The sequence below is a fragment of the Pseudomonas sp. Marseille-QA0892 genome (genome assembly GCF_054950135.1).
In genome coordinates, this window is the sequence record NZ_CM143104.1 from 3,146,520 (window position 1) to 3,172,652 (window position 26,133).

General features: G+C 58.8%; 23 protein-coding genes. 7 read left to right on the forward strand and 16 right to left on the reverse strand.

Translation table 11 applies throughout. The features are described 5' to 3' along the window. Positions 1 to 5 precede the first annotated feature (5 nt). Genes glmM through ftsH form a run of 3 tightly spaced genes read right to left on the reverse strand, consistent with a single transcriptional unit; the run spans position 6 to position 4,128 of the window. Positions 6 to 1,343, reverse strand: a complete 1,338-nt coding sequence (gene glmM, locus ACY8D3_RS14630; protein WP_462379503.1) for a phosphoglucosamine mutase — start codon at positions 1,341 to 1,343, stop codon at positions 6 to 8. A gap of 16 nt (positions 1,344 to 1,359) precedes the next feature. Further along, positions 1,360 to 2,211: a dihydropteroate synthase gene (gene folP, locus ACY8D3_RS14635; protein WP_462379504.1), complete on the reverse strand. Its 852-nt coding sequence runs from the start codon at positions 2,209 to 2,211 to the stop codon at positions 1,360 to 1,362. Between the two features lie 9 nt (positions 2,212 to 2,220). After that, the gene (ftsH, locus tag ACY8D3_RS14640) at positions 2,221 to 4,128 is read right to left on the reverse strand and encodes an ATP-dependent zinc metalloprotease FtsH (protein ID WP_462379506.1); all 1,908 of its coding nucleotides are present in this window, start codon (positions 4,126 to 4,128) and stop codon (positions 2,221 to 2,223) included. 501 nt (positions 4,129 to 4,629) lie between these two features. Here ftsH and yhbY point away from each other — a divergent pair. Beyond that, entirely contained in the window at positions 4,630 to 4,941 is a 312-nt protein-coding gene (gene yhbY, locus ACY8D3_RS14645; RefSeq protein WP_462384394.1) for a ribosome assembly RNA-binding protein YhbY, read from the forward strand. A 9-nt stretch (positions 4,942 to 4,950) separates the two neighbouring features. Here yhbY and ACY8D3_RS14650 read toward each other — a convergent pair whose 3' ends face one another. From ACY8D3_RS14650 to grpE, 8 genes are all read right to left on the reverse strand, one after another. Beyond that, complete coding sequence (locus ACY8D3_RS14650) at positions 4,951 to 5,370, reverse strand: hypothetical protein (RefSeq protein ID WP_462379507.1); 420 nt, start codon at positions 5,368 to 5,370, stop codon at positions 4,951 to 4,953. Then, complete coding sequence (gene greA, locus ACY8D3_RS14655; RefSeq protein WP_462379508.1) at positions 5,348 to 5,824, reverse strand: transcription elongation factor GreA; 477 nt, start codon at positions 5,822 to 5,824, stop codon at positions 5,348 to 5,350. Before greA ends, ACY8D3_RS14650 begins: the two co-directional genes overlap by 23 nt. After that, a complete protein-coding gene (gene carB, locus ACY8D3_RS14660; protein ID WP_462379509.1) occupies positions 5,821 to 9,042 on the reverse strand; it encodes a carbamoyl-phosphate synthase large subunit in 3,222 nt (1,073 codons plus the stop codon). Before carB ends, greA begins: the two co-directional genes overlap by 4 nt. A 33-nt stretch (positions 9,043 to 9,075) precedes the next feature. Beyond that, complete coding sequence (carA, locus tag ACY8D3_RS14665; protein WP_462379510.1) at positions 9,076 to 10,212, reverse strand: glutamine-hydrolyzing carbamoyl-phosphate synthase small subunit; 1,137 nt, start codon at positions 10,210 to 10,212, stop codon at positions 9,076 to 9,078. 183 nt (positions 10,213 to 10,395) lie between these two features. After that, complete coding sequence (dapB, locus tag ACY8D3_RS14670) at positions 10,396 to 11,202, reverse strand: 4-hydroxy-tetrahydrodipicolinate reductase (protein ID WP_462379511.1); 807 nt, start codon at positions 11,200 to 11,202, stop codon at positions 10,396 to 10,398. Between the two features lie 57 nt (positions 11,203 to 11,259). Beyond that, positions 11,260 to 12,384: a molecular chaperone DnaJ gene (gene dnaJ, locus ACY8D3_RS14675; protein ID WP_462379512.1), complete on the reverse strand. Its 1,125-nt coding sequence runs from the start codon at positions 12,382 to 12,384 to the stop codon at positions 11,260 to 11,262. Between the two features lie 116 nt (positions 12,385 to 12,500). Next, on the reverse strand, positions 12,501 to 14,414 hold the full coding sequence (gene dnaK, locus ACY8D3_RS14680; RefSeq protein ID WP_462379513.1) for a molecular chaperone DnaK: 1,914 nt from the start codon (positions 14,412 to 14,414) through the stop codon (positions 12,501 to 12,503). 91 nt (positions 14,415 to 14,505) lie between these two features. Next, on the reverse strand, positions 14,506 to 15,075 hold the full coding sequence (gene grpE, locus ACY8D3_RS14685) for a nucleotide exchange factor GrpE (protein ID WP_462379514.1): 570 nt from the start codon (positions 15,073 to 15,075) through the stop codon (positions 14,506 to 14,508). A gap of 202 nt (positions 15,076 to 15,277) precedes the next feature. Here grpE and recN point away from each other — a divergent pair, with 202 nt between their 5' ends. The 5 genes from recN to ACY8D3_RS14710 all read left to right on the forward strand — a co-directional run bounded on the left by recN (position 15,278) and on the right by ACY8D3_RS14710 (position 20,115). Next, a complete protein-coding gene (gene recN / locus ACY8D3_RS14690) occupies positions 15,278 to 16,951 on the forward strand; it encodes a DNA repair protein RecN (RefSeq protein WP_462379515.1) in 1,674 nt (557 codons plus the stop codon). A gap of 102 nt (positions 16,952 to 17,053) precedes the next feature. Further along, entirely contained in the window at positions 17,054 to 17,395 is a 342-nt protein-coding gene (locus tag ACY8D3_RS14695; RefSeq protein WP_462379517.1) for a zinc ribbon domain-containing protein YjdM, read from the forward strand. A 127-nt stretch (positions 17,396 to 17,522) separates the two neighbouring features. Beyond that, positions 17,523 to 18,383, forward strand: coding sequence for a DMT family transporter (locus ACY8D3_RS14700; RefSeq protein ID WP_462379518.1), 861 nt, complete (start codon positions 17,523 to 17,525; stop codon positions 18,381 to 18,383). Between the two features lie 207 nt (positions 18,384 to 18,590). Beyond that, the gene (locus tag ACY8D3_RS14705) at positions 18,591 to 19,745 is read left to right on the forward strand and encodes an acyltransferase family protein (protein ID WP_462379520.1); all 1,155 of its coding nucleotides are present in this window, start codon (positions 18,591 to 18,593) and stop codon (positions 19,743 to 19,745) included. 76 nt (positions 19,746 to 19,821) lie between these two features. Continuing rightward, a complete protein-coding gene (locus tag ACY8D3_RS14710) occupies positions 19,822 to 20,115 on the forward strand; it encodes a hypothetical protein (protein ID WP_462379522.1) in 294 nt (97 codons plus the stop codon). A 204-nt stretch (positions 20,116 to 20,319) separates the two neighbouring features. Here ACY8D3_RS14710 and ACY8D3_RS14715 read toward each other — a convergent pair whose 3' ends face one another. Beyond that, entirely contained in the window at positions 20,320 to 21,816 is a 1,497-nt protein-coding gene (locus ACY8D3_RS14715; RefSeq protein WP_462379523.1) for a CoA-acylating methylmalonate-semialdehyde dehydrogenase, read from the reverse strand. 175 nt (positions 21,817 to 21,991) lie between these two features. Next, on the reverse strand, positions 21,992 to 23,338 hold the full coding sequence (aptA, locus tag ACY8D3_RS14720) for an omega-aminotransferase AptA (protein ID WP_462379524.1): 1,347 nt from the start codon (positions 23,336 to 23,338) through the stop codon (positions 21,992 to 21,994). Between the two features lie 130 nt (positions 23,339 to 23,468). On the opposite strand from aptA, the gene ACY8D3_RS14725 reads away from it, so the two are divergent. After that, positions 23,469 to 24,389 (forward strand): LysR family transcriptional regulator, encoded by a 921-nt coding sequence (locus ACY8D3_RS14725; RefSeq protein WP_462379525.1) that lies wholly within the window; start codon positions 23,469 to 23,471, stop codon positions 24,387 to 24,389. Positions 24,390 to 24,393: 4 nt separating this feature from the next. On the opposite strand, the gene siaD is transcribed toward ACY8D3_RS14725, so the two are convergent. From siaD to siaB, 3 genes are read right to left on the reverse strand one after another with little or no spacing between them, the layout of a single operon-like run. Further along, entirely contained in the window at positions 24,394 to 25,185 is a 792-nt protein-coding gene (gene siaD / locus ACY8D3_RS14730; RefSeq protein ID WP_462379527.1) for a biofilm regulation diguanylate cyclase SiaD, read from the reverse strand. A 3-nt stretch (positions 25,186 to 25,188) separates the two neighbouring features. Then, on the reverse strand, positions 25,189 to 25,569 hold the full coding sequence (gene siaC, locus ACY8D3_RS14735; protein ID WP_462379528.1) for a biofilm regulation phosphoprotein SiaC: 381 nt from the start codon (positions 25,567 to 25,569) through the stop codon (positions 25,189 to 25,191). A gap of 19 nt (positions 25,570 to 25,588) precedes the next feature. After that, positions 25,589 to 26,131: a biofilm regulation protein kinase SiaB gene (gene siaB / locus ACY8D3_RS14740; protein WP_462379529.1), complete on the reverse strand. Its 543-nt coding sequence runs from the start codon at positions 26,129 to 26,131 to the stop codon at positions 25,589 to 25,591. Between the last annotated feature and the right edge of the window lie 2 nt (positions 26,132 to 26,133).

Consider the following 26,133-nt stretch of genomic DNA (forward strand, 5'->3'; position numbering starts at 1 on the left):
CGAAATCAAGCACATACCTCAGTTACTACTTTCGCCAGCTCATCCGCGTAGCCCCGAACCTTTACCTCATCGTCACCTTCGACCATCACGCGCACGAGCGGCTCAGTACCGGATTTACGTAGCAACACCCGCCCTTTTCCAGCCATTTGCTCCGTTACACGATCACAGGCGTCCTGTACCGCTGGGTGCGTCACCGGATCATTCCCGCCCTGAAAGCGGACATTCACAAGGACCTGAGGCATCTTCCGAACGCCTTGGCGCGCTCCTGCCAGACTTTGTTTACTTCGATCCAGAGCCATGAGCACCTGAAGCGCAGCGACGATTGCGTCTCCAGTGGTCACATATTGCCCACATACGATATGTCCGGAATTTTCTCCGCCGAGCTTCCAATCGCGCTCCTGGAGATTCGCCATAACGTAGCGATCCCCGACCTTTGCACGCATGAATGGCACACCCAATTCGGCCAATGCCAGCTCAAGCCCCAAATTGCTCATAAGGGTACCTACGACCCCACCCTGCAGCTTGCCGCGCCCACGGAGATCGCGCGCAATGATGTACAGCAGCTCATCGCCATCCACTACGGCCCCGGTGTGGTCGACCATCAGAACCCTATCGCCATCTCCATCAAAAGCAATACCAAGATCAGCCGACTGCGCTACGACTGCAGCTTGGAGCGATTCCATATGTGTAGAACCGCAACGGTCATTGATATTCAAGCCATCCGGCTGCGCTGAGAGCACCACGACCTGTGCGCCGAGCTCCTTAAATACGCTGGGTGCGACTTTGTATGTAGCGCCATGAGCGCAGTCGACGACTATTTTTAGCCCTGCGAAGCTTGTCCCAGTGGGCACGCAACTTTTACAGAACTCAATGTAACGTCCCGCTGCGTCATTGATCCGCGAGACCTTTCCAAGCTTCGCTGACTCCACAACACTCATTGGCGCATCGATCAATTCCTCGATCATCAGCTCGATTTCATCGGGAAGCTTGCTACCTTTCCCCGAGAAGAACTTGATGCCGTTATCGTAATGAGGATTGTGGGAAGCACTAATGACGATGCCCGCCTCAGCATGAAACGTACGAGTAAGGTAGGCGATCGCGGGTGTGGGCATAGGGCCCAGCAGCATGACATCCGCGCCTGCCGCGGACAAACCGGCCTCAAGCGCCGATTCGAACATATATCCCGAGATACGGGTGTCCTTGCCTACCAGGACACGACATCTGCCCTGCTTTCGGAAGGCCATTCCCGCGGCCCAACCCAGCTTGAGCATGAAATCAGGGGTAATAGGGAACTGCCCTACGCGGCCACGTATGCCGTCGGTGCCAAAATACTTTCTGCTCATGGAAGCTCCATATCGCTCAATTCGCCGATTCTACCGCGGCGATCATTTTCACGGCGTCTACCGTCTCTGCAACATCATGTACGCGAAGTATCCGTGCACCTTTCGCAACCGCAAGCCCCGCCAAGGCCACGCTGCCAATGAGACGCTCATCCACCGGCTTGTCCAGCACCTTACCGATCATGGATTTGCGGGAGACACCCACAAGCATCGGTGACTTCAAAACGGCCAACTCAGGCAACCTTTGAAAAAGCACCAGATTATGCTGCAGCGTTTTGGCGAAGCCGAAGCCGGGGTCGACAATGACTCGCTCACGAGGAATTCCTGCATTAACGCAGGCTTCAGTGCGCTGCGAAAGAAATGTGATTACGGACTGCACCACATCGTCGTAACGCGGATCCAGTTGCATGGTAGTTGGCTCACCAACCATATGCATCAGACACACTGGCAGGCCGGTATCGGCTGCGGCCTTGAGAGCTCCCGGCCGGGCAAGCGACCTTACGTCATTGATAAGGCCCGCACCTAGCGCCGCGCCCTCGAGCATGACCAGCGGGGTGGACGTATCAAGCGAGATGACGACATCCAGTTCGCGGGCAATTGCATCGACTATCGGCGCGACACGATCCAGCTCCTCCTCCGGCGACACCGCAGCGGCGCCTGGACGGGTCGACTCACCTCCAACATCGATGAACGTTGCCCCTGCACGAACCATTTGCTCGGCATGGCGTAGCGCAGCATCAACCTGGTTGAAGCGACCACCATCTGAGAACGAATCAGGTGTGACATTGAGGATCCCCATGACGTGGGGCACTGAAAAATCAACGACCCGGCGCCCAAAGGGCAACCGGGTCGGGTATAGCGGATTGGACATAAACGCTACTTAGTGCTCGCCAGCCGGCCCACCAATAGGCGTCTCGGGACGACCGGTCTCTTCACGAGGCGGAGTAGAGTCGCCGGAGCCACCCTGCCAGTCACGAGGCTCTCTTGGGGTGCGGCCAGCCATGATGTCGTCGATCTGACCAACATCGATCGTTTCGTACTTCATCAGCGCTTCGGCCATCATGTCGAGCTTGTCGCGATTCTCCTCGAGCAGTCGCTTGGCCGTGCCATAGCAATGGTCGATGATACTGCGGACTTCCTGATCAATGAGCTGTGCAGTCTGTGCAGAAACATTGGTCTGCTGGCTGCCAGCGCTGCGACCCAGGAACACCTCGCCCTCTTCCTCGGCATACATCAAAGGACCAAGCTTTTCCGACAACCCCCACTTGGTAACCATGTTCTTGGCCAACTGGGTAGCACGCATGATGTCGTTGGATGCACCCGTAGTGACCCCTTCAAATCCGAGAGTCATCTCTTCAGCGATACGCCCACCGAACAGCGAGCAGATCTGGCTATTCAAGGCACGCTTGGACAGGCTGTAGCGATCCTCTTCAGGCAGGAACATCGTCACACCCAGCGCACGGCCCCGTGGAATGATCGACACCTTGTAGACAGGATCATGCTCAGGCACCAAGCGTCCAACGATCGCATGACCGGCCTCATGGTATGCCGTGTTCAGCTTTTCCTTCTCGGACATGACCATGGTCTTGCGCTCGGCGCCCATCATGATCTTGTCTTTCGCAAGTTCGAATTCACGCATATCCACGATGCGCTTGCCCGCTCGCGCTGCAAAGAGGGATGCCTCGTTGACAAGGTTCGCGAGGTCCGCGCCGGAGAAGCCTGGTGTACCACGCGCAATGACAGCCGGATCAACGTGATCGCCAATCGGGACTTTGCGCATGTGCACCTTGAGGATCTGCTCGCGTCCGCGGATGTCAGGAAGACCAACGACCACCTGGCGATCGAAGCGCCCCGGCCGAAGCAGCGCCGGATCGAGAACGTCGGGGCGGTTGGTAGCCGCAATGACGATGATGCCATCGTTCATCTCAAACCCGTCCATCTCGACAAGCAGCTGGTTAAGCGTTTGCTCGCGCTCGTCATGACCGCCACCCAGGCCTGCGCCACGATGACGACCCACTGCGTCGATTTCATCGATGAAGATGATGCAAGGCGCGTGCTTCTTCGCTTGGTCGAACATGTCCCGGACACGGCTTGCACCGACGCCCACGAACATCTCGACGAAGTCAGACCCCGAAATGGTGAAAAAAGGCACTTTCGCTTCGCCGGCTACAGCCTTCGCGAGCAACGTTTTACCGGTACCCGGAGAGCCGACCATTAGAACGCCGCGAGGGATACGACCGCCCAGACGCTGAAATTTGCCCGGATCACGTAGGAACTCGACCAACTCGCTGACTTCTTCCTTCGCCTCGTCACAACCGGCGACGTCGGCGAAAGTAGTCTTGACCTGATCTTCGGAGAGCAGGCGTGCCTTGCTTTTGCCGAAACTCATCGGGCCGCCCTTACCACCCGCGCCCCCCTGCATTTGCCTCATGAAGAACATGAAGACTGCAATGATGACGAGGATCGGGAAGCTCGCTACAAGCAGCTGTGTCCAGATGCTCTGCTGCTCGGGCTGCTTGCCCTCAATCACAACGTTGCTGTTGACGAGATCGCCAATCAGCCCGTTGTCCTGGATTGCAGGACGGATCGTTTTGAAATTCTCCCCGTTCTGGCGCTTGCCCGTGATGACGTATCCGTCAACCGTAACCCGCTCGATTTGACCGTCCTTCACCTGCTGGATGAAGTCGGAATAATTCAGCGTCTGCTGCTCGCTAGGGCTGGAGAAGTTGTTCATCACCGTCACCAGTACGGCCGCGATGATCAGCCACAGGATCAGGTTCTTTGCCATGTCGTTCAATTCACTACCCTCTGAAGCCGCCCTGGCGGGCAGGACCCCACATGACGACCGGATGTTCACCGGCCTAACTTACTACACAACCCCTACATTTCGCAGGCGCCGTCTGTAACGCTTTATTTGCTTTGGACGACTAAAATCGATCCAAGTGCAATCGGTTCGACAAATTCATTGCGGCCTCAAGCAACAATGGTTCCGGTCATGCGCGTGGCATGAGTGAAACAAAAGCGGCCCTTACATTTGTACCCTATTGCGCGGCTCAAGGACATGCCTGCGGGCGGCTCCAGGCCAATGCACCCAATCAATGCGATGACACGCCGGACTTGAACCTTGTGCTGCAGCATTCGCCGGTGCCAACCAAGGTGCCTGGCTTTGCCGCCACGCGAAGAACCCACCATGGTCTGCACTATCATCAACGAGCATGACTTCTGCCGCTCAGGTACACTTACCGGCTTTTTCCAACGCCAATCGCATGGCCAGTCACAGGGGTTGATTATGCCGCTCACTCAGGACCAGAAGAAACAGTACAAATCTATCGGACATCATCTAAAACCCGTATTGATGATCGCCGAGAATGGTTTGACCGAAGGCGTACTCGCAGAGCTTGACCGCGCACTTAACGACCATGAGCTTATCAAGGTCCAGGTCCGCGTGGCTGAACGCGAGGATCGCCGCGCCATTATTGACGAGCTCTGCAAGGCAGGCAGCTGTGAACTGGTGCAGTCAATTGGGAAGGTCGCACTGGTTTACCGCAAGAACCCCAAACCGAACCGGAACCTCTCTAACATCGCACGAAACATGGGCTAAAGGGCGGCGTTAACGATGGCGGGGCGCAGGGCGCCCCAATAGTAGCAACCCCAGCGCCGCCAACACGATTCCCGCGACTCGCTCCGCCTCGACCGAAACAAGGGCAAACCCGAAGCACATACCCGCGCCGGCAGCAGCCGCACCGACCAGAAGCACTGCACGACTGTCGCGAATGAGCACCGAGCGGCCTTCGGCCCGCAGCAAGATCAGCAACTGGGTCGCCACACAGATGAGCGTGAGCATACCTTGCGATCGTGTGACCGATCGCAGTAGCTCTTCTGCAAGCATAGGTGCAAATCCAACGCTCGACAGACCAGGTAGCACAAGAAGAGGTAGCGCGAGCGCGCCACCGAGCCAAAGCGTAAGCGTCAATCGCCACACGAAGGTGGCGAAATCGACCCGCTGGTCAGACGTGACGGACTTCGACAATCTCGTACTCGATCAAACCGCTGGGTGTACGCACCGTAACGACGTCACCCTCTTCCTTGCCAACAAGCGCTCGAGCGATGGGTGAGCTGACGGACAGCTTGCCCTGCTTCACGTCAGCTTCGTCATCGCCGACGATCTGGTACGTCGTGGTCTCGTCGGTTTCGACATTGGCGATATCCACCGTGGTGCCAAAGATCACCTTGCCAGAGTGAGGGATACTGCTGACGTCGATAACCTGTGCGTTCTGCAGGCGGCCTTCGATATCACGGATGCGCGCCTCGACCATACCCTGCTGCTCGCGCGCGGCGTGATACTCGGCGTTTTCCTTCAGATCTCCCAGCTCGCGGGCCTCGGCTATCGCCTGAGTGATTTGTGGACGCAGCTCGGTCTTGAGGTGTTTCAGTTCTTCCTCCAGGGCGCGCGCGCCCTGGACTGTCATGGGGTATTTAGTCATGCGTTAATTCCTGCATGGAGATCCTGCAAACGGCGCACGGCTTTCTCAGGACCAAACTTCAGCGCTTCGCAGATTGCCTGACCACCCGCGATCGTGGTGGTGCAGCAGATCTTGTGCTGCAGCGCATTGCGACGAATGGAATACGAGTCTGCAATGGACTGCCGGCCCTCGGTCGTATTGATGATCAAGGTTACTTCGTCGTTCTTGATCATATCCACGACGTGCGGACGCCCTTCAGTCACCTTATTCACACGACGAACCGGCAACCCGGCTGCCTCGATGACACGTGCAGTCCCAGCCGTAGCCACCACCTGGAAGCCCAATTCCACCAGATCAGCCGCCACCTGTGCAACGAAGGGCTTGTCATCATCGCGTACGCTAATGAACGCGCAGCCTGAGTTTGGAAGCACTTCACTCGCACCGATCTGAGCCTTGGAGAATGCTTCTGCAAAGCTGTCACCAACACCCATTACTTCGCCGGTCGACTTCATCTCCGGGCCGAGTATGGGGTCGACACCAGGGAACTTGGCGAACGGGAATACCGCCTCTTTTACGCTGTAGTACGGCGGGATGATCTCTTGGGTGAAGCCGATCTCTGTAAGCGTCTTGCCGGCCATTGCCCGCGCAGCGACCTTCGCGAGCGAGACGCCAATGCACTTGGACACGAACGGAACGGTACGCGACGCGCGCGGGTTCACTTCGATGACGTAGATATCCTCGCCCTGCACGGCCATCTGCACATTCATCAGACCAACGACGTGCAACTCGAGCGCCATTTTCTTCACCTGCTCCCGGATCTCATCCTGGATATGCTTCGGCAGGGAGTAAGGCGGCAACGAGCATGCAGAGTCACCGGAGTGAACGCCCGCCTGTTCGATGTGCTGCATGATCGCGCCGATGACTACGGTCTCACCATCGCTCACTGCATCGACATCCACCTCGATTGCGCAGTTGAGGAAGTGATCAAGCAGTACGGGGCTATCATTCGAGACTTTGACGGCATCACGCATATAGCGCTTGAGCTCGTCTTCCTGATACACGATCTCCATTGCCCGGCCGCCCAACACGTAGGAAGGACGCACCACCAACGGGTAGCCGATATTCTTGGAAGCCAGAATGGCTTCATCTTCGCTGCGAGCCGTCGCGTTCGCCGGCTGACGCAGGTTCAGACGCTGGACCATCTGCTGGAAGCGCTCGCGGTCTTCTGCACGGTCGATAGCATCAGGCGTGGTACCGATGATCGGTACGCCAGCTTCTTCAAGCGCACGAGCGAGCTTTAGAGGTGTCTGGCCGCCGTATTGCACGATCACGCCTTTCGGCTGCTCGACACGAACGATCTCAAGAACATCTTCCAACGTCACCGGCTCGAAATACAGGCGATCGGAAGTGTCGTAGTCCGTGGATACGGTTTCAGGGTTGCAGTTGACCATAATGGTCTCGTACCCGTCCTCACGCATCGCGAGTGCCGCGTGCACGCAGCAGTAGTCGAATTCGATACCCTGGCCGATTCGGTTCGGGCCACCACCAATGACCATGATCTTGTCGCGGCTGCTCGGGTTTGCCTCGCACTCTTCCTCGTAGGTCGAATACATGTAGGCCGTATCCGTCGCGAATTCTGCGGCACAGGTGTCGACGCGCTTGTAGACCGGCAGCACCTTCAGCTTGTGGCGATGGCTGCGCAGGTTTTTCTCGGTCACACCCAGCAGACGAGCCAGGCGCGCGTCAGAGAAACCTTTGCGCTTGAGCCGGCGCATTAGCGCGTAGTCGATATTCGATAGTCCCAGCGTCTGCACATGCTGCTCTTCCTTGACCAGATCCTCGATCTGCACAAGGAACCAAGGGTCGATCTTGGTGAGGGCAAACACTTGCTCGACCGTACGGCCAGCGCGGAATGCATCGGCCACGTACCAGATCCGGTCCGCACCCGGGACGGTCAGCTCGCGCTTGAGCGTGCTTTCCGCCTCGGCATCGTTAAGATCCAGCTTGGGATCGAAGCCGCTTACACCTACCTCAAGGCCCCGTAGTGCCTTCTGCACGGACTCCTGGAAGGTACGCCCGATCGCCATGACCTCGCCGACGGACTTCATCTGGGTCGTCAGACGCGCATCGGCGTTAGGGAATTTCTCGAACGCGAAACGAGGCACCTTTGTGACGACATAATCAATCGCTGGCTCGAACGACGCTGGCGTGCGGCCACCGGTGATGTCGTTCTGAAGCTCGTCCAGGGTGTAGCCAACAGCGAGCTTCGCCGCGATCTTGGCAATTGGGAACCCGGTGGCTTTTGAGGCCAGTGCGGACGAACGCGAAACACGCGGGTTCATCTCGATCACGACCATCCGACCAGTATCCGGGCAGATGCCAAATTGAACGTTGGAGCCACCCGTCTCGACGCCGATCTCGCGCAGCACCGCCAGGGAGGCGTTGCGCATGATCTGGTATTCCTTGTCGGTCAGCGTCTGCGCCGGGGCCACGGTAATGGAGTCACCCGTGTGCACGCCCATGGGGTCGAAGTTCTCAATGGAGCAGACGATGATGCAGTTGTCCTTCTTGTCGCGGACAACCTCCATCTCGTATTCCTTCCAGCCGATCAACGACTCGTCGATCAGCAGTTCGCGAGTTGGCGACAGGTCAAGCCCGCGCGCACAGATCTCTTCGAACTCTTCGCGGTTATACGCAATACCACCACCTGTTCCGCCCATTGTGAACGAAGGGCGGATGATGCATGGGAAACCAACCTGGTCGAGTACGCCATACGCCTCTTCCATGCTGTGAGCGATGCCCGAACGCGGGCATGCGAGACCGATATCTTTCATCGCCTTGTCGAAACGTGAACGGTCTTCGGCCTTGTCGATAGTGTCAGCATTGGCGCCGATCATTTCGACCCCAAACTTCTCAAGCACACCGTGCCGCTCGAGGTCGAGCGCACAGTTCAATGCGGTCTGGCCGCCCATGGTCGGCAGCAACGCATCGGGACGTTCCTTCTCGATGATCTTTGCGACTGTCGCCCACTTGATTGGCTCGATGTAGGTCGCATCGGCCATCGCCGGGTCAGTCATGATCGTCGCCGGGTTTGAGTTGACCAGAATGACCCGGAAGCCTTCTTCCTTCAGCGCTTTACAAGCCTGCGCGCCGGAGTAGTCGAACTCGCACGCCTGACCAATAACGATAGGGCCGGCGCCGAGGATGAGGATGCTTTTGATATCTGTACGTTTTGGCATGTGCTTACTCTCGAATTCCTTGGCTCGACAAACTCAACGGCGCGCAGCCATGGCTTCGATGAAACGATCGAACAGTGGCGCAACATCGTGTGGGCCTGGGCTGGCCTCAGGGTGACCCTGGAAGCTGAATGCGACCTTGTCGGTGCGCTCGATCCCCTGGTTGGAGCCGTCGAACAATGATTTGTGAGTGACGCGCAGATTGGCTGGAAGGGTCTGTTCATCGACGGCAAAGCCGTGGTTCTGGCTCGTGATGAGCACTTCGCCAGTTTTCAGGTCCTGCACAGGATGGTTTGCACCATGATGACCATTCGGCATTTTTACAGTCTTGGCTCCAGACGCTAACGCCAGCAACTGATGGCCGAGGCAAATACCGAATACCGGAATGTCTGTTTCCAAGACCTGCTGGATCGCGCTGATGGCGTAGTCGCAAGGCTCCGGATCACCCGGACCATTCGCCAGGAATATACCATCCGGGTTGAGTGCCAGTGCCTCACTTGCCGGCGTTTGTGCCGGCAGTACCGTGATGCGGCACCCGCGTGCTACCAGCATACGAAGAATGTTCAGCTTTACACCGTAGTCAAACGCGACAACGTGATAAGGCAGCTGCTCGGCTGGGATTTCCGCGTGATCGTCATCCTGCAGGTTCCAGACCGTCGATCGCCATTCGTAAGCCTGCTTGGTGCTGACCTCCTTCGCAAGGTCCATACCTTTGAGGCCAGGGAATTCGCGCGCAAGCTCGAGTGCACGAGCTTCGGTCGCGTCCTCTCCCACCAGGATGCAGCCATTCTGTGCACCCTTTTCACGAAGAATACGCGTCAGGCGGCGGGTGTCGATATCTGCAATGGCGACTGTACCGTTTGCCTTCAGGTAGTCCGACAGGCACTGCTTGTTACGCCAGTTGCTGGCGACAAGTGGCAGATCTCGAATGATCAGGCCGGCAGCCCACACTTGATTGGCCTCGCCATCTTGTGGCGTCGTGCCTGTGTTACCGATATGAGGATAGGTGAGCGTGACCAACTGCCTGGCGTAGGACGGATCGGTAAGGATTTCCTGATAGCCGGTCATGGCAGTGTTAAACACTACCTCGCCGACCGTATGCCCGTCGGCACCAATGGATTCGCCGCGAAAAATGCTGCCATCAGCAAGGGCGAGTATGGCTGGCTTAGTCAAGAAAGACCTCCCGAAGATCTAAGGCTGACGCAAACGCAGATTGTAAAAAAGCGGGATGACGTATCGACCGTCACCCCGCTTTTTATTTGAGCCATTCTGCGCAACTTTTAGTAAACATACTAAAGCAGGCATTGTATAGAAATAGACCTTTCGGGTCCACCGCGCTTGTCGGCCAGTTACGGCTCAACGCAACCCCAGCACGTCCTGCATGTCATATAGACCCGGCTCTCGTCCCTCCAGCCACAGCGCGGCCCGCACCGCCCCTTTCGCGAAGGTCATTCGGCTGGACGCCTTGTGCGTGATCTCGACCCGCTCTCCGTCCGCTGCGAACAGGACCGTGTGGTCACCTACCACGTCCCCGGCCCGTACAGTCGCAAAACCGATCGTCTCGCGCTTGCGCGCCCCCGTCTGGCCTTCACGCCCGTAGACTGCCACTTCGTCCAGATCACGCCCCAGCGCAGCCGCGACAACTTCGCCCATTCGAAGTGCAGTACCGGAAGGCGCATCGACCTTGTGCCGGTGATGCGCCTCGATGACTTCAATATCCACCTCGTCACCCAGAACGCGGGCGGCTGTATCGAGCAGCTTCAGGCACAGATTAACGCCAACACTGTAGTTGGCTGCGAACACGATCGGTATGGACCTGGACGCTTCGACGAGCTGTTCACGCTGCTCGACAGAGAAGCCCGTGGTTCCAATTACCATGGCCTTGCCGGCCTGGCGGCAGCGTGCAATGTTCTGAAGACTGACCGTTGGATGCGTAAAGTCGACCAGGACATCGAATTCGTCGACAACCTTTGCCAGATCGCCTGATAGCGGCACACCAATCCGGCCAATACCTGCCAGCTCGCCGGCGTCGGCGCCAACCAGGGTGCTATCCGGCCGGTCTACCGCCGCAGTAAGACCAGCCGCGCCACCGCTTTGCTGAACGGCCTCGACTAGATTCTTGCCCATGCGCCCCGCGGCGCCCACCACTGCTATACGTCGCATTTGACGTGCTCCATCCCATCGTCGCCAATCAGGCATCACCTGCTGGCGACTTTTTTATCAGAGGTCACCGAAGAAGCGTTTGACGCCTTCAAACCAGCCACTGGCTTTCGGTGAGTGCGAACTGTTGCCATGGAGGCTGCTGCGGAACTCCTCCAGCAACTCACGCTGCCGCTTGTCGAGATTGACCGGCGTCTCGACTGCGACACGGCACATCAGGTCCCCAGGGCCACCACCACGAACAGGAGACACCCCTTTGCCCCGCAGGCGAAATAGCTTGCCCGTCTGAGTGCCTTCCGGAATCTTCAACTTGACGCGACCATCCAGGGTCGGCACCTCGAGCTCGCCGCCTAGCGCTGCATCCACGAAGCCGATCGGGACCTCACAGAACAGATCCTTGCCGTCGCGCTGGAAGATCGGATGCTCGCGGACATTCACGACGACATACAGATCGCCTGCCGGACCGCCCAATGCACCCGCCTCGCCCTCGCCCGACAGGCGAATGCGATCGCCGGTATCGACACCAGCTGGCACCTTGACCGACAGCGTCTTCTGCTCTTCGACGCGCCCTTGACCATGACAGGCATCGCAGGGATCAGGAATGACCTTCCCTGCCCCATGGCACCGTGGACAGGTCTGCTGAACAGAGAAGAAGCCCTGCTGCATGCGTACCTGGCCGATACCGCCACAGGTCGGGCATGTGACAGGCGATGAGCCTTTCTTCGCGCCGCTACCTTCACATATCTTGCAGTTGACCAGCGTAGGTACGCGAATGGTTACGCTAGTGCCGCGTACAGCTTCTTCCAGGTCCAGCTCAAGCGTATAGCGGAGGTCGCTACCACGCTGCGGGCCGGCCCGGGAACCGCCGCGCGCTCCACCGAAGAAGTCGCTGAAGACATCCCCGAAGATGTCCGAAAAACTGGCACCACCCATGCCACCCGGGCCGCCGCCCATCTGCGGATCAACACCCGCGTGGCCGTATTGATCGTAAGCGGCGCGCTTGCTCGCATCAGAGAGTACTTCGTAGGCCTCGTTGGCCTCCTTGAACTTCTCTTCTGCCGCCTTATCGTCCGGATTCCGGTCGGGGTGGTATTTCATGGCCAGACGACGATACGCCTTTTTCAGGTCAGCCTCGCTGGCCCCGCGCTCGACGCCCAGGATTTCGTAATAGTCTCGTTTCGCCATGATTCTCTGTATTCCTCTATTGCCCCTCCAGACATGCCTACGCGGGAGCAAGCCCCCGCGTAGTGAGTCGAGACGCGCGACCTACGGCCGCGCGGGGAGCAAAGCAAACGTGACGTTTACTTGTTGTCCTTGACCTCTTCGAACTCCGCGTCGACGACGTCGTCACCGGCCGGCTTCGAAGCGCCCTCGGCTTTGGTTGCATCGCCTGGCTGCTGTTCGGCGTACATCTTCTGCGCCAGCGGAGCTGACGCCTGAGACAAGGCATTGACCTTGGCCTCGATGACGCTCTTGTCATCGCCACGCACAGCCGTTTCCAGCTCGCCGATCGCTGTCTCGATCGCCGCCTTCTCTTCAGCTGTTGCCTTGTCGCCGGCCTCGGTCAGCATCTTGCGGGTCGCGTGGACCAACTGGTCACCCTGGTTACGGGCCGCGACCAACTCCTCGAACTTCCGATCATCCTCGGCGTTGGCCTCGGCATCACGCACCATTTGCTCGATTTCTTCCTCGGAGAGACCCGAGTTCGCCTTGATGACGATCGACTGCTGCTTGCCGGTTGCCTTGTCCTTCGCGCCTACGTGCAGGATGCCGTTGGCGTCGATGTCGAACGTGACTTCGATCTGCGGAACGCCACGCGGCGCCGGCGGGATCTCGGCCAGGTCAAATCGACCCAGCGACTTGTTCTGCGCGGCTTGCTTGCGTTCGCCCTGCAGGACATGAATGGTCACGGCAGACTGGTTGTCGTCAGCGGTCGAGAACACCTGCGATTTCTTGGTCGGAATCGTGGTGTTTTTCTCGATCAGCGGCGTCATTACACCACCCAGGGTTTCGATACCCAGTGTCAGCGGAGAGACATCAAGCAGCAGTACGTCCTTCACGTCACCGGCGAGGACGGCGCCTTGAATGGCAGCACCGATCGCAACCGCTTCATCCGGGTTGACGTCCTTGCGCGCTTCCTTGTTGAAGAACTCGGCGACGCGCTTTTGTACCAGCGGCATACGGGTCTGGCCACCCACGAGAATGACGTCGTTGATGCTGGAAACGTCGATACCGGCGTCCTTCAGCGCAACGCGGCAAGGCTCGATGGTGCGCTCGACCAGATCTTCGACCAGCGATTCAAGCTTGGCACGCGAGATTTTCACGTTCAGGTGCTTCGGACCAGACGAGTCAGCCGTAATGTATGGCAGGTTCACGTCGGTCTGCTGGCTCGACGACAGTTCGATCTTCGCCTTCTCTGCAGCCTCCTTCAGGCGCTGCATGGCCAACGGATCGCCTTTCAGATTCATCCCGGTTTCTTTCTTGAATTCGTCGACAAGGTAATCGATCAGACGAATGTCGAAGTCTTCACCGCCAAGGAACGTGTCGCCGTTGGTCGCAAGCACTTCGAACTGGTGCTCGCCATCCACCTCGGCGATTTCGATCACGGACACGTCGAACGTACCGCCACCCAGGTCATACACGATGACCGTGTGATCGCCCTTGGCCTTGTCCATGCCGTACGCCAGCGCCGCCGCCGTAGGCTCGTTGATGATGCGCTTTACGTCCAGACCGGCGATGCGCCCGGCATCTTTGGTCGCTTGACGCTGGCTATCATTGAAGTATGCAGGAACGGTGATGACCGCTTCGCTGACGGTTTCGCCCAGGTAATCCTCGGCGGTCTTCTTCATCTTCTTCAGCACTTCCGCCGAAATCTGCGGCGGTGCCATCTTCTGGCCCTTTACTTCGACCCAGGCGTCTCCGTTGTCAGCCTTGGTGATCGTGTAGGGGACCATCTTGATGTCTTTCTGAACGACGTCTTCCTCGAAACGACGGCCGATCAAGCGCTTCACCGCGTATAGCGTGTTCTGCGGGTTGGTCACCGCCTGACGCTTTGCGGATTGCCCGACCAGTGTTTCACCATCGTTGGTGTAGGCGATGATGGAAGGCGTGGTGCGAGTACCTTCTGCGTTCTCGATAACCTTTACGTTACCGTTTTCCAGGATGGCCACGCAGGAGTTGGTGGTTCCCAGGTCGATACCAATGATCTTGCCCATAATCCTCTCCAGAAACTTTGGATTCCGTGCGGCCCGCCCAGGGACCTGCAATACTCGGTTGATCGGTTAAATGGGGGCGTTCACCCCGAATTCAAGCTTTTTCGTCGATGCTCGGTGGTGGCTCGACCGGTGCCTTGCTAACCACGACCATCGCCGGACGAAGCAGACGGCCACTGACCAGATACCCCTTCTGGAACACCTTGAGCACGCTGTTGGGCTCGACATGGGTGCTCTCTTCCATCGCCATGGCCTGATGGTGCTCGGGGTTGAAGGGCGCACCGTGCGGATCGATGGCTTCGATCTGATGCCGCTTGAGGGTGTCCTGAAGCATCTTCAACGTCAGTTCCATGCCCTCGCGCATGGGGCGGATGGTCTCGTCATCTGCGCTGGAAAGCTCCAGGCCGCGCTCAAGACTGTCGACGACACCCAGCAGATCACCAGCGAATTTCTCAAGGGCAAACTTGTGCGCCTTCTCCACGTCCTGCTCGGCACGGCGGCGCACGTTCTGCAGCTCAGCCGCGGTGCGCAGCGACTGATCCTGCGCGGCGGCCAATTGTTCTTCGAGCTGCTCGATGCGCGCCAGCAGGTCGCTATCGGTCTGCTCGCCGGCGGCCACTACGTCCTCAGGATTCTGGGTATCCAGGTTCTGCTCGTCAGCCATGCGAATCTCCTCCAATTATCGTGCGGCTCTCATGGAACCGATTTGCTTGCCGGCTATATGGGGCCAAGAAACGAACCTTCAAGGGTCCGTGGGAAAGAGATCATGCGGTTTCGTCAGAGCGGACAGGCGGTACGTTGCCAGCCTGCAGAGACCACTGTATAAATACCCAGCACGCATTCGAAACCTTGTTCGGAGCCTTCCCATGCTGGTGCACCTGTCCGTTCATAATTACGCGATCGTTGAACACCTTGACCTCGAGCTGCGCGGCGGCATGAGTGTCATCACAGGTGAAACCGGCGCGGGCAAGTCGATCATGCTCGATGCCTTGAGCCTTGCGTTGGGCGATCGCGCAGACAGCGGCGTCGTCCGCCCCGGTGCGGACAAGGCCGACATCCTCGCAAGTTTCGATTTGAGAGACATTCCGGAGGCCGCCGCCTGGCTCGCGGGCCGCGATCTCGAGCACGACGGGCACTGCATTCTTCGCCGCGTGATTACCGCAGAAGGCCGTTCGCGAGGCTATATCAACGGCACGCCCTGCCCGCTTGGTGATTTGAAAAGCCTTGGCGGCCTGCTGATCGATATCCACAGCCAGCACGAACATCAATCGCTGCTCAAGCCTGACACTCATCGCCGTCTGCTGGACGAGTACGCGGGTGCTGGGGATTTGTCGCGCCAGGTCCAGCTGGCATCTCAGCGCTGGCGACAAACCCGTACAGAGCTTGAACGCCTTTCTACCAGCGGCGACGAGCAACGCGCACGTCACCAGCTGCTGAGCTATCAGCTCGAAGAGCTTGCCAATCTTGCACTGGGCGAGAACGAGCTTGAACAACTGGAAGAGGAACACAAGGCGCTCTCGAATGCAGAAAGCCTGCTTGGCTCATGTAGGCAAGTCATAGACATGTGTAGCGAGAGCGATAGCGGAAATGTACTGTCCGCGCTTACAGCCAGCCTCAATCGCCTCACCGCGACCGGTAATCAACCTGCCGCCATGCAGGAAGCCATCAACCTCCTTTCAAGCGCGCAGATCCAGGTTGAGGAAGCGGTGGGAGAACTCAACCGCTTCCTGGACAACTTCGATGCCGACCCGCAGCGCCAGCAGCAACTGGAGGAGCGTCTCGATGCGATCTATACCCTGGCGCGCAAGCATCGTATCCAGCCTGACGAGCTCGGCGTGCTTCAGCAACAACTCATGACAGAGCTCGAAGGCCTGAACGCAAGCGACGAAGCCATCGAGCGCCTTGAAGACGAGCTGGGATCCTACCTGCGCCACTATCAGGAGAAAGCCCAGGCGCTCAGCCAGGTGCGAAACAAGGCCAGCAAAACTTTGGCAACCAAGGTCGAGAAAGAGATGCAGCGACTCGGCATGCCGGGGGGCCGCTTCGCGATCGAGCTGCGTTCTGCGCAGAACGACGACCCTCAGCCTTACGGCCTTGAGCAGGTCGAGTTTTTGGTCAGTGCCAACCCTGGGCAGCCCTTGAAGGGCCTTGCGAAGGTTGCGTCTGGTGGCGAACTGTCTCGCATTAGCCTGGCGATTCAGGTCATCACGGCACAGACCTCGCGCGTACCGACGCTGGTATTTGACGAGGTGGACGTGGGTATCGGCGGCCCTACCGCAGAGGTGGTTGGGCAGTTGCTACGCCGTTTGGGTGAGAAGGGCCAGGTGCTTACTGTCACTCACTTGCCGCAAGTTGCGGCGCAAGGACACCAGCATCTTTTCGTCCATAAGGCACGTGGTAGCAAAGCGACCCGGACAGCTGTTCGGGAGCTGGACGCTGCCAGCCGCGTTGAGGAGATTGCCCGGATGCTCGGCGGCGTGGACCTGACTCAGGAATCGATCGCGCATGCCCGAAAAATGGTGGATACCGTCCAGGTCTGAGCACCGCCGGTGGCGGCTGAGGATGCCGCCATGCAACCGCACGCTGTTCCATGCCGCTAAACCCCCTTACACTGTGCGGCTTTTGAGATGGAGCATCTGACCGTGAGCAATTTTCCACCGTGCCCCCAGTGCGAATCGGAATACACCTATGAGGACGGCTCGCTACTCACCTGCCCGGAGTGCGCTCACGAGTGGAGTATCGATGCCGTGTCTACCGACGACGATGATCAGCGCGTCATCAAGGACTCGGTAGGCAATCCCCTCGCCGATGGCGATACGGTGACCGTCATCAAGGATCTCAAGGTCAAGGGCTCGTCACTCGTCGTCAAGGTTGGCACACGCGTCAAGAATATCCGACTGGTCGACGGCGACCATGACATAGACTGCAAGATCGATGGCATCGGTGCCATGAAGCTAAAGTCTGAATTTGTTCGCAAGGCATGACGCCGCACCGATCGAAATGCCAGGCAGCGCTGCGCGACGCAGCTGCCATACCACCAACCCACGCATGAAGGCGTTCACTAGCGCGCATCGCAGGGCGATACTGGGGCTTCTGGCCGCCCTGGCGACGGTGGCAAGCTGGACCACTTGGATTGTCAGCACACGGGCGACCGTCGGCCATGCCGAGCCGCTGGCTCCGGCCCTGCTGGCCTTCATCCGGTTCGGCACCGCTGCGGCGCTATTGTCGCCCTATTGGTGGCAGCTTAGGGGCCTGCCCAAAGGTAAAAGTCCTTGGCTTTTATTCGGGCTGATGTTCGCCGGTATCCCCTATCTTGGCGCAGTATTAGTTGGTCTTAAGTATGCGCCGGCAACAGAGGCAGGTCCTCTTCTGACCGGCACGCTCCCGCTCTTTGTCGGTGCGCTATCTGCCTTCTTACTGGGCGAGCGTTTCAGTAGGCTTCGCCTTGTTGGCCTTTCTGGAATCGCGATGGGTACATTTGCGATTATCGGGCATAGCATGCTCGAGCCGGAGAGCGGCCACTGGATCGGGCATCTTTTCGTTCTCATCGGCGCGATGAGTTGGTCCATTTACACCATAGCCTTTCGTAAAAGCGGACTGAGTGCCGTCCAAGCCGCCTCTCTGGTGGGCCTATGGTCCGTGATTGTGCTGCTGCCGTTTGCCGCTAGCGACATTTGGCACGCGATTGAAACGACTGCTGTCACAGCAATAGTCCAGCAAATAGCAATCCAGGGGCTGCTGGCAGGCGTCCTGGCATTAATCCTGTTCACGTCAGCCGTTGCATACCTGGGGCCGTCACGTACAACGGCGATAACGGCCATTACACCGGTCACGGCACTGACGGCAGCCGCAGTGTGGCTAGGCGAAACGCCTAACCAATGGGGTATTGCAGGCTGCGGAGCAATTGTTCTGGGTGTTCTCCTCGCAAGCGGTGTTATTGACGAATGGGTCGCTCGTCGGGCTGGCCGCTAACGTCCGCTACGCCGGCGCCCCGTGCCGAAAAGCAAGCTCCGTTACGCTTCTTGGACAAGACCAGTGCGGCGCGGTCTCGCTGGAACAATCCGTTCCAGAAGGCGACGAACATCTTTAGCTCCAATGTGGTCAGTAGTATGGCGCGACACAGTTAGTAATATTTCGATCGTTTTCAGTCGCGCCGCACCTTAATGGAAAGGAGTCCACATGCCGACATATCGCGGATTGGAAGGCGCGCGCGCCTGGCTCGCCTGGATCGTCGTACTTACTCACATCGTCGCTCTCACGGGTATCGCCGAGGCCATCCCAGCGATGCGGGTGATTGGCAAATGCGGTGATTGGGCCGTACAGGTGTTCATCATCATGAGTGGCTTCGTGATCACTCATCTCCTGCTTTCGCGCCAGGAGTCTTACCCGCTCTACATTGCCCGACGCGCCCTCCGGCTATTTCCGGCCTACCTTGTCGCCCTGCTGCTCGCAATTTTGGCACTACCCGCAACCATCAGCGCTTTCGGGGCACTACCATGGCACGACGCAGGCCAACTCATACATTTCGCCGATCAACAAGCGCAACTCAACGATGGCAACCTTACTTGGCATGTCGTGCTTCACGCGCTGATGCTTCATGGCGCGGTTCCCAATAGCCTCTTGCCGGAATCGGAGTACATGTTTCTCACGCCGGCGTGGAGCGTATCGCTGGAGTGGCAGTTCTATCTCCTCGCCCCTTTCCTGCTGAGGATGCTCCTCAACGATCGCCTCAAGATTCTATTCATCGCGGGCGCGGTAGCCAGCTACATCGCCTACCGGGCTGGCCTATTCGGCCAATTCTATTTGCCAAGCTTGCTCCCCGGTTCCATTGGCTACTTCCTCGTTGGTATTGGGACACGCCTTGCCCTGGATCGACTGCCTGCGCTGCGGAGCTATCCGCTTATCCTCGTGGCTGGCTGCCTGATTCTTGCGATTGGCTCCGGTGAGCTGGTTCCGTTGGCGGCATGGATCGGACTGATGAGCTACGCGCAGCTTGACCGTGAAGCGCTCGAGCAACCGGACCTGGCAACGAGGCTGCTGAAGATGGTACTGGACAGCCGCTTCGCCGTTTCCGCCGGGCTTCGCTCTTATTCGGTGTACATCCTGCACTGGGTAGTCATCAGTATCATGATGTGCTTGGCCACCCTGTCTACGACGACCTCGCCCTGGCTGCAGTTCGCTGAAATCTTCGTAGGGACAGTCGCCGTCACGATCATTGGCTCGGAATGCCTGTATCGGTTCGTTGAGCGGCCGGGAATAGAATTTGGCCGCGCCCTGGCAAGACGGCCGGAGCCGGGCACCGAATGCCCCTCGCAACGATTGGCCATACGCTGACCGTTTGGTATTCGTTCACCGGACGGCCCGGGCCTTATACTAGGAGGCCCCATTTACTGCCCATGGAGCTTACCCCGTGAATATCCAGCAATGGCCGCCCAAGTATCGCTTGGTAGGCGCCGTTTGGGCTTGCCTGGCCATCGGTTGCCTTGTCTACGCTCTCGTATCCGATATCGCCTGGTTTACGAGTGAGTTCTATTCGCTGCTCGCGGTGGTTGCCATCCTCATTGGCCTGGCGCTGACACCATCCTTCGTATTTCGGCCGTTGAGGGTAAGTCTTGGCGAAGAGATGGAGCGTCCACTCAAGGTTGCGTTCGGCTTCTTTTGCGCTTTCCAGCTTGCCGCCATCTTCCGCCACTTTGCCGGATAGATTCCGTCGGTCTCTATGGCTGGGACGGTGGCTTCATCCTGCTTGTGAGATCGTGCTTCATGGCCGTGCTGCTGCTCGGAATTACGCTGCGGCACCATAAGCCAAGAGCCGAAGCCTGACCGAAGGCAAAGCAGGGACAACGCACGCCCTTGCGCCATAACGAACGAGGCCGGTCAGTGACCGGCCTCGTTCGTTTCTCCGCCTTCAACCGTTGCTGGGGAAGGCGAACTGAGCAACTTCATGAGAGGCACGCTGTGGCCAGCGCTGAGTAATCGTCTTGCGGCGCGTATAGAAACGGACGCCGTCCGGACCATAAGCATGGAGATCCCCAAACAGGGAACGCTTCCAGCCACCGAAGCTGTGATAAGCCACAGGAACCGGCAACGGCACATTGACACCCACCATGCCAACTTCGATCTCATCGCAAAACAACCGGGCCGCTTCACCGTCACGTGTGAAGATGCAGGTACCGTTGCCATACTCGTGATCATTGATGAGCTGCATGGCCTCTTCGAGGCTCTGCACACGAACGATACATAGCACTGGCCCGAAGATCTCCTCTTGGTAGATCCGCATCTCTGGGGATACTCGGTCGAACAGGCAGCCACCCAGGAAGAAGCCCTTCTCATGATCAGTGACCTTGAGCGTGCGCCCGTCGACAACAAGCGTCGCCCCTGCCGCCACGCCGTCCTCCACGTAGCCTGTCACTTTTTCCAGCGCAGCCTGGGTCACCAGCGGCCCCATGTCCAGGCCGGTACAAGTACCAGGTCCGACTTTCAGTTTCTGAATCTCAGGGACCAGCTTCTCAACCAGAGCATCGGCAATTCGATCACCGACGCAAACCGCGACCGAAATCGCCATGCAGCGCTCGCCACATGACCCATACGCCGCCCCCATCAACGCACTGACGGCATTGTCGAGGTCCGCATCCGGCATCAGTACGGCATGGTTCTTCGCGCCGCCGAGCGCTTGTACGCGCTTTCCGCGCTTGGTCCCTTCGCTGTAGATGTACTCGGCAATCGGCGTGGAGCCAACGAAGCTCAATGCCTTGACCTCAGGCGCGGCGATCAGGGCATCGACGGCCTCCTTGTCGCCGTGCACGACATTCAGTACACCCTTAGGCAAACCGGCCTCGTGCAGCAATTCGGCGATGAGCAACGTAGAGCTCGGGTCGCGCTCGGACGGTTTCAGAATGAAGCAGTTACCGCAGACGATCGCGAGCGGGTACATCCATAGGGGCACCATCGCCGGAAAGTTGAAGGGGGTAATGCCCGCCACGATGCCCACCGGCTGGAAGTCACTCCAACTATCAATGTTCGGACCGGCGTTACGGCTGTACTCGCCCTTCAACAACTCTGGCGCAGCGGTCGCATATTCGACGTTTTCGATGCCACGCCTCAACTCGCCGATAGCGTCTTCGATGATTTTGCCGTGCTCCAGCGAAATCAATTCGGCAATCTTCTGCTGGTTGTCCTCAAGCAGCTGCTTGAAGCGGAAAAAGACCTGCGCACGTTTAGCTGGCGGCGTATGACGCCATGCAGGGAACGCAGCCCTGGCCGCAGCGATAGCCGATGCGAGAACGGCTTGGTCCGCCAGCGCAACGCGCCCAGCGACCTCCCCTGTCGAAGGATTGAAGACATCGGCCGTACGGCCCTGAGTGGCTACCCGCTCGCCGTTGATGAAATGGGGAATGATGGACATGTCACTCTCTCTGTGGGGTCAGGCCTTGGCCCGACACTTACTTGATCCTGCTCCGGTGAAGAGCGTCACATACCTATCCGTGAACGGCCGGGGGCATCGAGCCATGACGCGCCGTTCACGATTGAGGCAGCCGGTCGTGTGATCACCCTTTGAATACTCAATGCGCCGGAGGTCGTCAGGCGATGCCCTGCAGGGTCTGGCCTACCGCATCGAAGACGCGGTCCAGCTCCTCGGGCTTGGCATTGAAGGTTGGGCCGAACTGCAGGGTATCGCCACCGAACCGCACATAGAAGCCTGCCTTCCACAGCGCAACGCCGGCTTCGAATGGTCGGATCACCGGATCTCCGTCACGCGGAGCCAGCTGGATGGCGCCGGCCAGGCCGCAGTTGCGGATGTCGATGACATGCTTCGCACCCTTCAAGTCATGAATGGCCTGCTCGAAATGTGGCGCCAGCGCCGCGGATTGCTCGATCAGGTGCTCTCGAGTCAGCACGTCAAGCGCCGCCAGCCCTGCCGCACAAGCGACCGGATGCGCGGAATAGGTATAGCCATGGCCGAATTCGACCACGTGCGGAGCAGTCGGCTGGCTCATGAACGTTTGATAGATTTCGCGCGAAGCGATGACGGCGCCCAGTGGCACGGCACCATTGGTGACCTGCTTGGCGACGTTCATGAGGTCTGGCGTGACGCCGAAAAACTCCGCGCCGCTCGCCTTGCCCATTCGGCCAAACCCCGTAATGACCTCGTCGAAGATCAACAGAATGTCATGCTGGGTACAGATTTCACGAAGACGTTGCAGGTAACCTGCTGGCGGAACGATCACGCCGGCCGATCCTGACATCGGCTCGACGATGACAGCTGCGATGTTGGAGGCGTCGTGCAGCTCGATCAGTTTCAGAAGCTCGTTCGCGAGCTCAACACCGCCCGTCTCCGCCATACCGCGTGTGAACGCCATGCCTGCCTGCAGCGTATGGGGAAGATGGTCCACGTCCATGAACTGCCCGAACATCTTGCGGTTGCCGCCGATACCGCCCAAGGACGTGCCCGCGATGTTGACGCCGTGGTATCCACGAGCGCGACCGATCAGTTTTGTCTTGGCAGGCTGCCCCTTCAGGCGCCAGTAGGCACGCGCCATCTTGACCGCCGTATCGGCACACTCCGAGCCGGACCCGGTGAAGAAAACGTGGTCCAGCGTCTCCGGCATGCGCTCGGCAATTCTCTCGGCAAGCTGGAACGACAGGGGATGGCCATACTGGAAGCCTGGCGAGTAATCCAGCGTGCCAAGTTGGCGTGCAACGGCCTCCTGGATTTCCTTCCGACAGTGGCCCGCTCCGCAGGTCCACAGCCCGGAAAGGCTGTCATAGACGCGCCGGCCATTCTCGTCGATCAACCAGCTGCCTTCGGCCCCGACCACAATACGGGGGTCCTGCATGAAAGCCCGGTTAGCCGTGAACGGCATCCAGTGCGCATCGAGCTTCAACGTGCCCGACACGGGCGGTGCGGACATTTCCGGCATATTCATTTGCAGTCTCCTCCAAGGGTCAAGGACAGCGCACGTCACCATTGGGCGTAGTGTTGAGAAAGACATTGCCACGCCCGTCGATCCGCTAAAATGCGGATATTCATACCCTCACATTAGCGATCACTAAACAATGCAGCGTCGTCCTAATCCCCTGGCACAGGTGAGCGATTTCGAAATCAGACTGCTGCGGATTTTTCGCAACGTCGCGGACACTGGCGGTTTCGCTGCAGCGGAAAGCGCACTGGGAATCAGTCGTTCGGCCATAAGCCAGCACATGAGCGACCTGGAACAACGCCTTGGGCTACGGCTTTGCCAACGAGGGCGCGCCGGATTCGCACTGACCGAAGAGGGGCGCGAGGTGTACAAGGCCTCGGAACGACTGCTGAGCGCGGTAGAGAGCTTTCGTACCGAGGTCAACGGGCTGCACCATCATCTGCGCGGTGAACTTAATATCGGCCTCACGGACAACCTGGTGACGCTTCCACACATGCGCATCACCCATGCGCTTGCCCGCCTCAAGGACGAAGGTCCCGAGGTAAAGATACAGATTCGAATGATCCCGCCAAGCGAGGTCGAACAAGGCGTGCTCGACGGCCGACTGCACGTCGGTGTGGTGCCGCAGACGGGCGCACTGCCTGGGCTGGACTACCAGGCACTTTACCAGGAGCGATCCGAACTATATTGCGCGGCTGATCACCCGCTGTTCGGCGCCGATGACGCCGTGCTGGAAGATGCGAAGCTCAATGCCATGGATGCCGTAGCGCCGACCTTCCGGTTGCCTGTTGAAATACAGGCGCACTATCAGGCCCTCAACTGCACCGCCACCGCCTCGGACCGTGAAGGCATGGCATTTCTGATTCTCACCGGGCGATACATTGGCTATCTGCCCGACCACTACGCGGCGCTTTGGGTGCAGCAGGGCCGCCTACGCGCCGTCAAGCCTTGCGAGCGTCACTACGATCTGACGCTTGCGACCGTAACGCGTCGGGGACGGCGGCCCCATCTGGTACTCGAACGTTTTCTCGACGCGCTGGCCAGTACGCGCAACTAGCCGCTCAGTCTTGGGCGACCTCACAGCGGTCCCGCCCATTGCGCTTGGCTTTCAGAAGCGCCATGTCGGCGCGATTGATGGTGGCGGAGTAGCCTTCCGCGACACGGTGCTCGGCCACGCCAACGCTGACCGTTACGGAAAGCAGCTGCGTATCGACGCGCACCCGCAGCTCGCGAATGCCATCCCGCAGGCGTTCCACTACAGGCGTGATCGTGGCGAGCGTTGTCTCGGGGAGCACGATCAGAAACTCTTCCCCACCCCAACGGCCGCACAGGTCGTGTTCACGAATTTCTTCATCCATCACCCGCGCCACCTCGACCAACACGCGATCGCCTACTTCGTGGCCGTGCGCATCGTTAACGTGCTTGAAGTGATCGATGTCGAGCATGACGATACTGAATGGCCGGTCGTATCGCTTGCTGCGCTCCGTTTCCGACTTGAGGCGGTCGATGAGCAAACGGCGGTTGCCCAGCCCCGTCAAAACGTCACGCGTCGAAGCCTCCTGCAGCGCGGTGTTGAGGTCGCGCATCATTTGCTGATACCGGTCCGAAATGCGCGCGACTTTCTCGAGCTGACGAAGCTGCTTTTCTAGCCGCTCCGTCAACCCCATCTCTCGCTCTCGGGCCATGCTCTGATAGGCATCAGAGATGTAGCTGATCCGATCGATCCGGCGCGCCAGGTCCTGATGCGCCTCCCAGAGCAGGTCCAGCGCCTCGTGCAGCGGATGATCCACATTCGCCGAATCGGACAACAGCTCCCTGACTCGTTCCTCGAAGGCAGCGTTTGTCCGGGCCATGATTCAAGCCTCGCGCGGCAGAATGTCGAACGGGAACGTACAGTCTTCCTTGAACTCCTCGGCGAGCTCCACGACCCGTTCGTTCTGCTTGTCGTAGTGCCATTTCACGGCGACCGGCTGCCCAGCCTGATGAGCCGCCTCAAGCTGATCGAAGATATCCATCATCGCCTTGATGCTGCTGGTGTTGAGGTACAGAAGATTCAGGTCGAGCAATAGGGGGCGCCCCGCCTCGGCCAGGTAGACCTCGATCCAGTCGAATACCTGACGGAACATCTCATAGGAGTTCTCCGGGTAGGAGTCGCCTTGCATGGCGAGCACGCCACGCTCCCAGTTTCCTTCGATAGCGGGCGATGATTGAGTGCCTGCGATGGCAAAGTCTTTCATGTGCGTTCTCTTGGAATGATCAGATAACGGCGTAGAGGCTGATGAAGGCTCGGCCGTCTGCCAGTTTGCGCAGGGATGCCTGGAGCGGCTCGCTGGCCTTGCGTGCGATGTCGATCAGCCCCAGTCCGGCGCCACTGTCAGCACCTTCTTCACGCGGCTTGCGCAATTGTTCCTTGTAGGCGGCCTTTAACTGCGCCTTGTCCAGCTGCGCCAGCCCTTCGATTGTTGCGACCAGCCGCTCACCATCCGCCTGTTCGATCAGGTTGCCAGCGGATACCACGTAGCGACCCGCATCATCACGTGCCACTACCACAGTCGCACCGGCTTCCTGATCGCTCCAATCCTTTTCACGGGTGTAGTGGCGAATGTTCTGAGTCATCTCGATGTAGACAGCAAATACGTCCATGGCCGAAGACGGGTTGGCGTGGTCGGCGGCAAGGTAGTTGCGCAGGGCGTTTCCGATCTCTTCGATCAGGCTGCGTGATATCGGGCCATTGAAACAGAGCATGATCTGCTGGCGGTTATAGGTCTCCCGCATGCTGAATAGATCGAGGGGCTCCATCG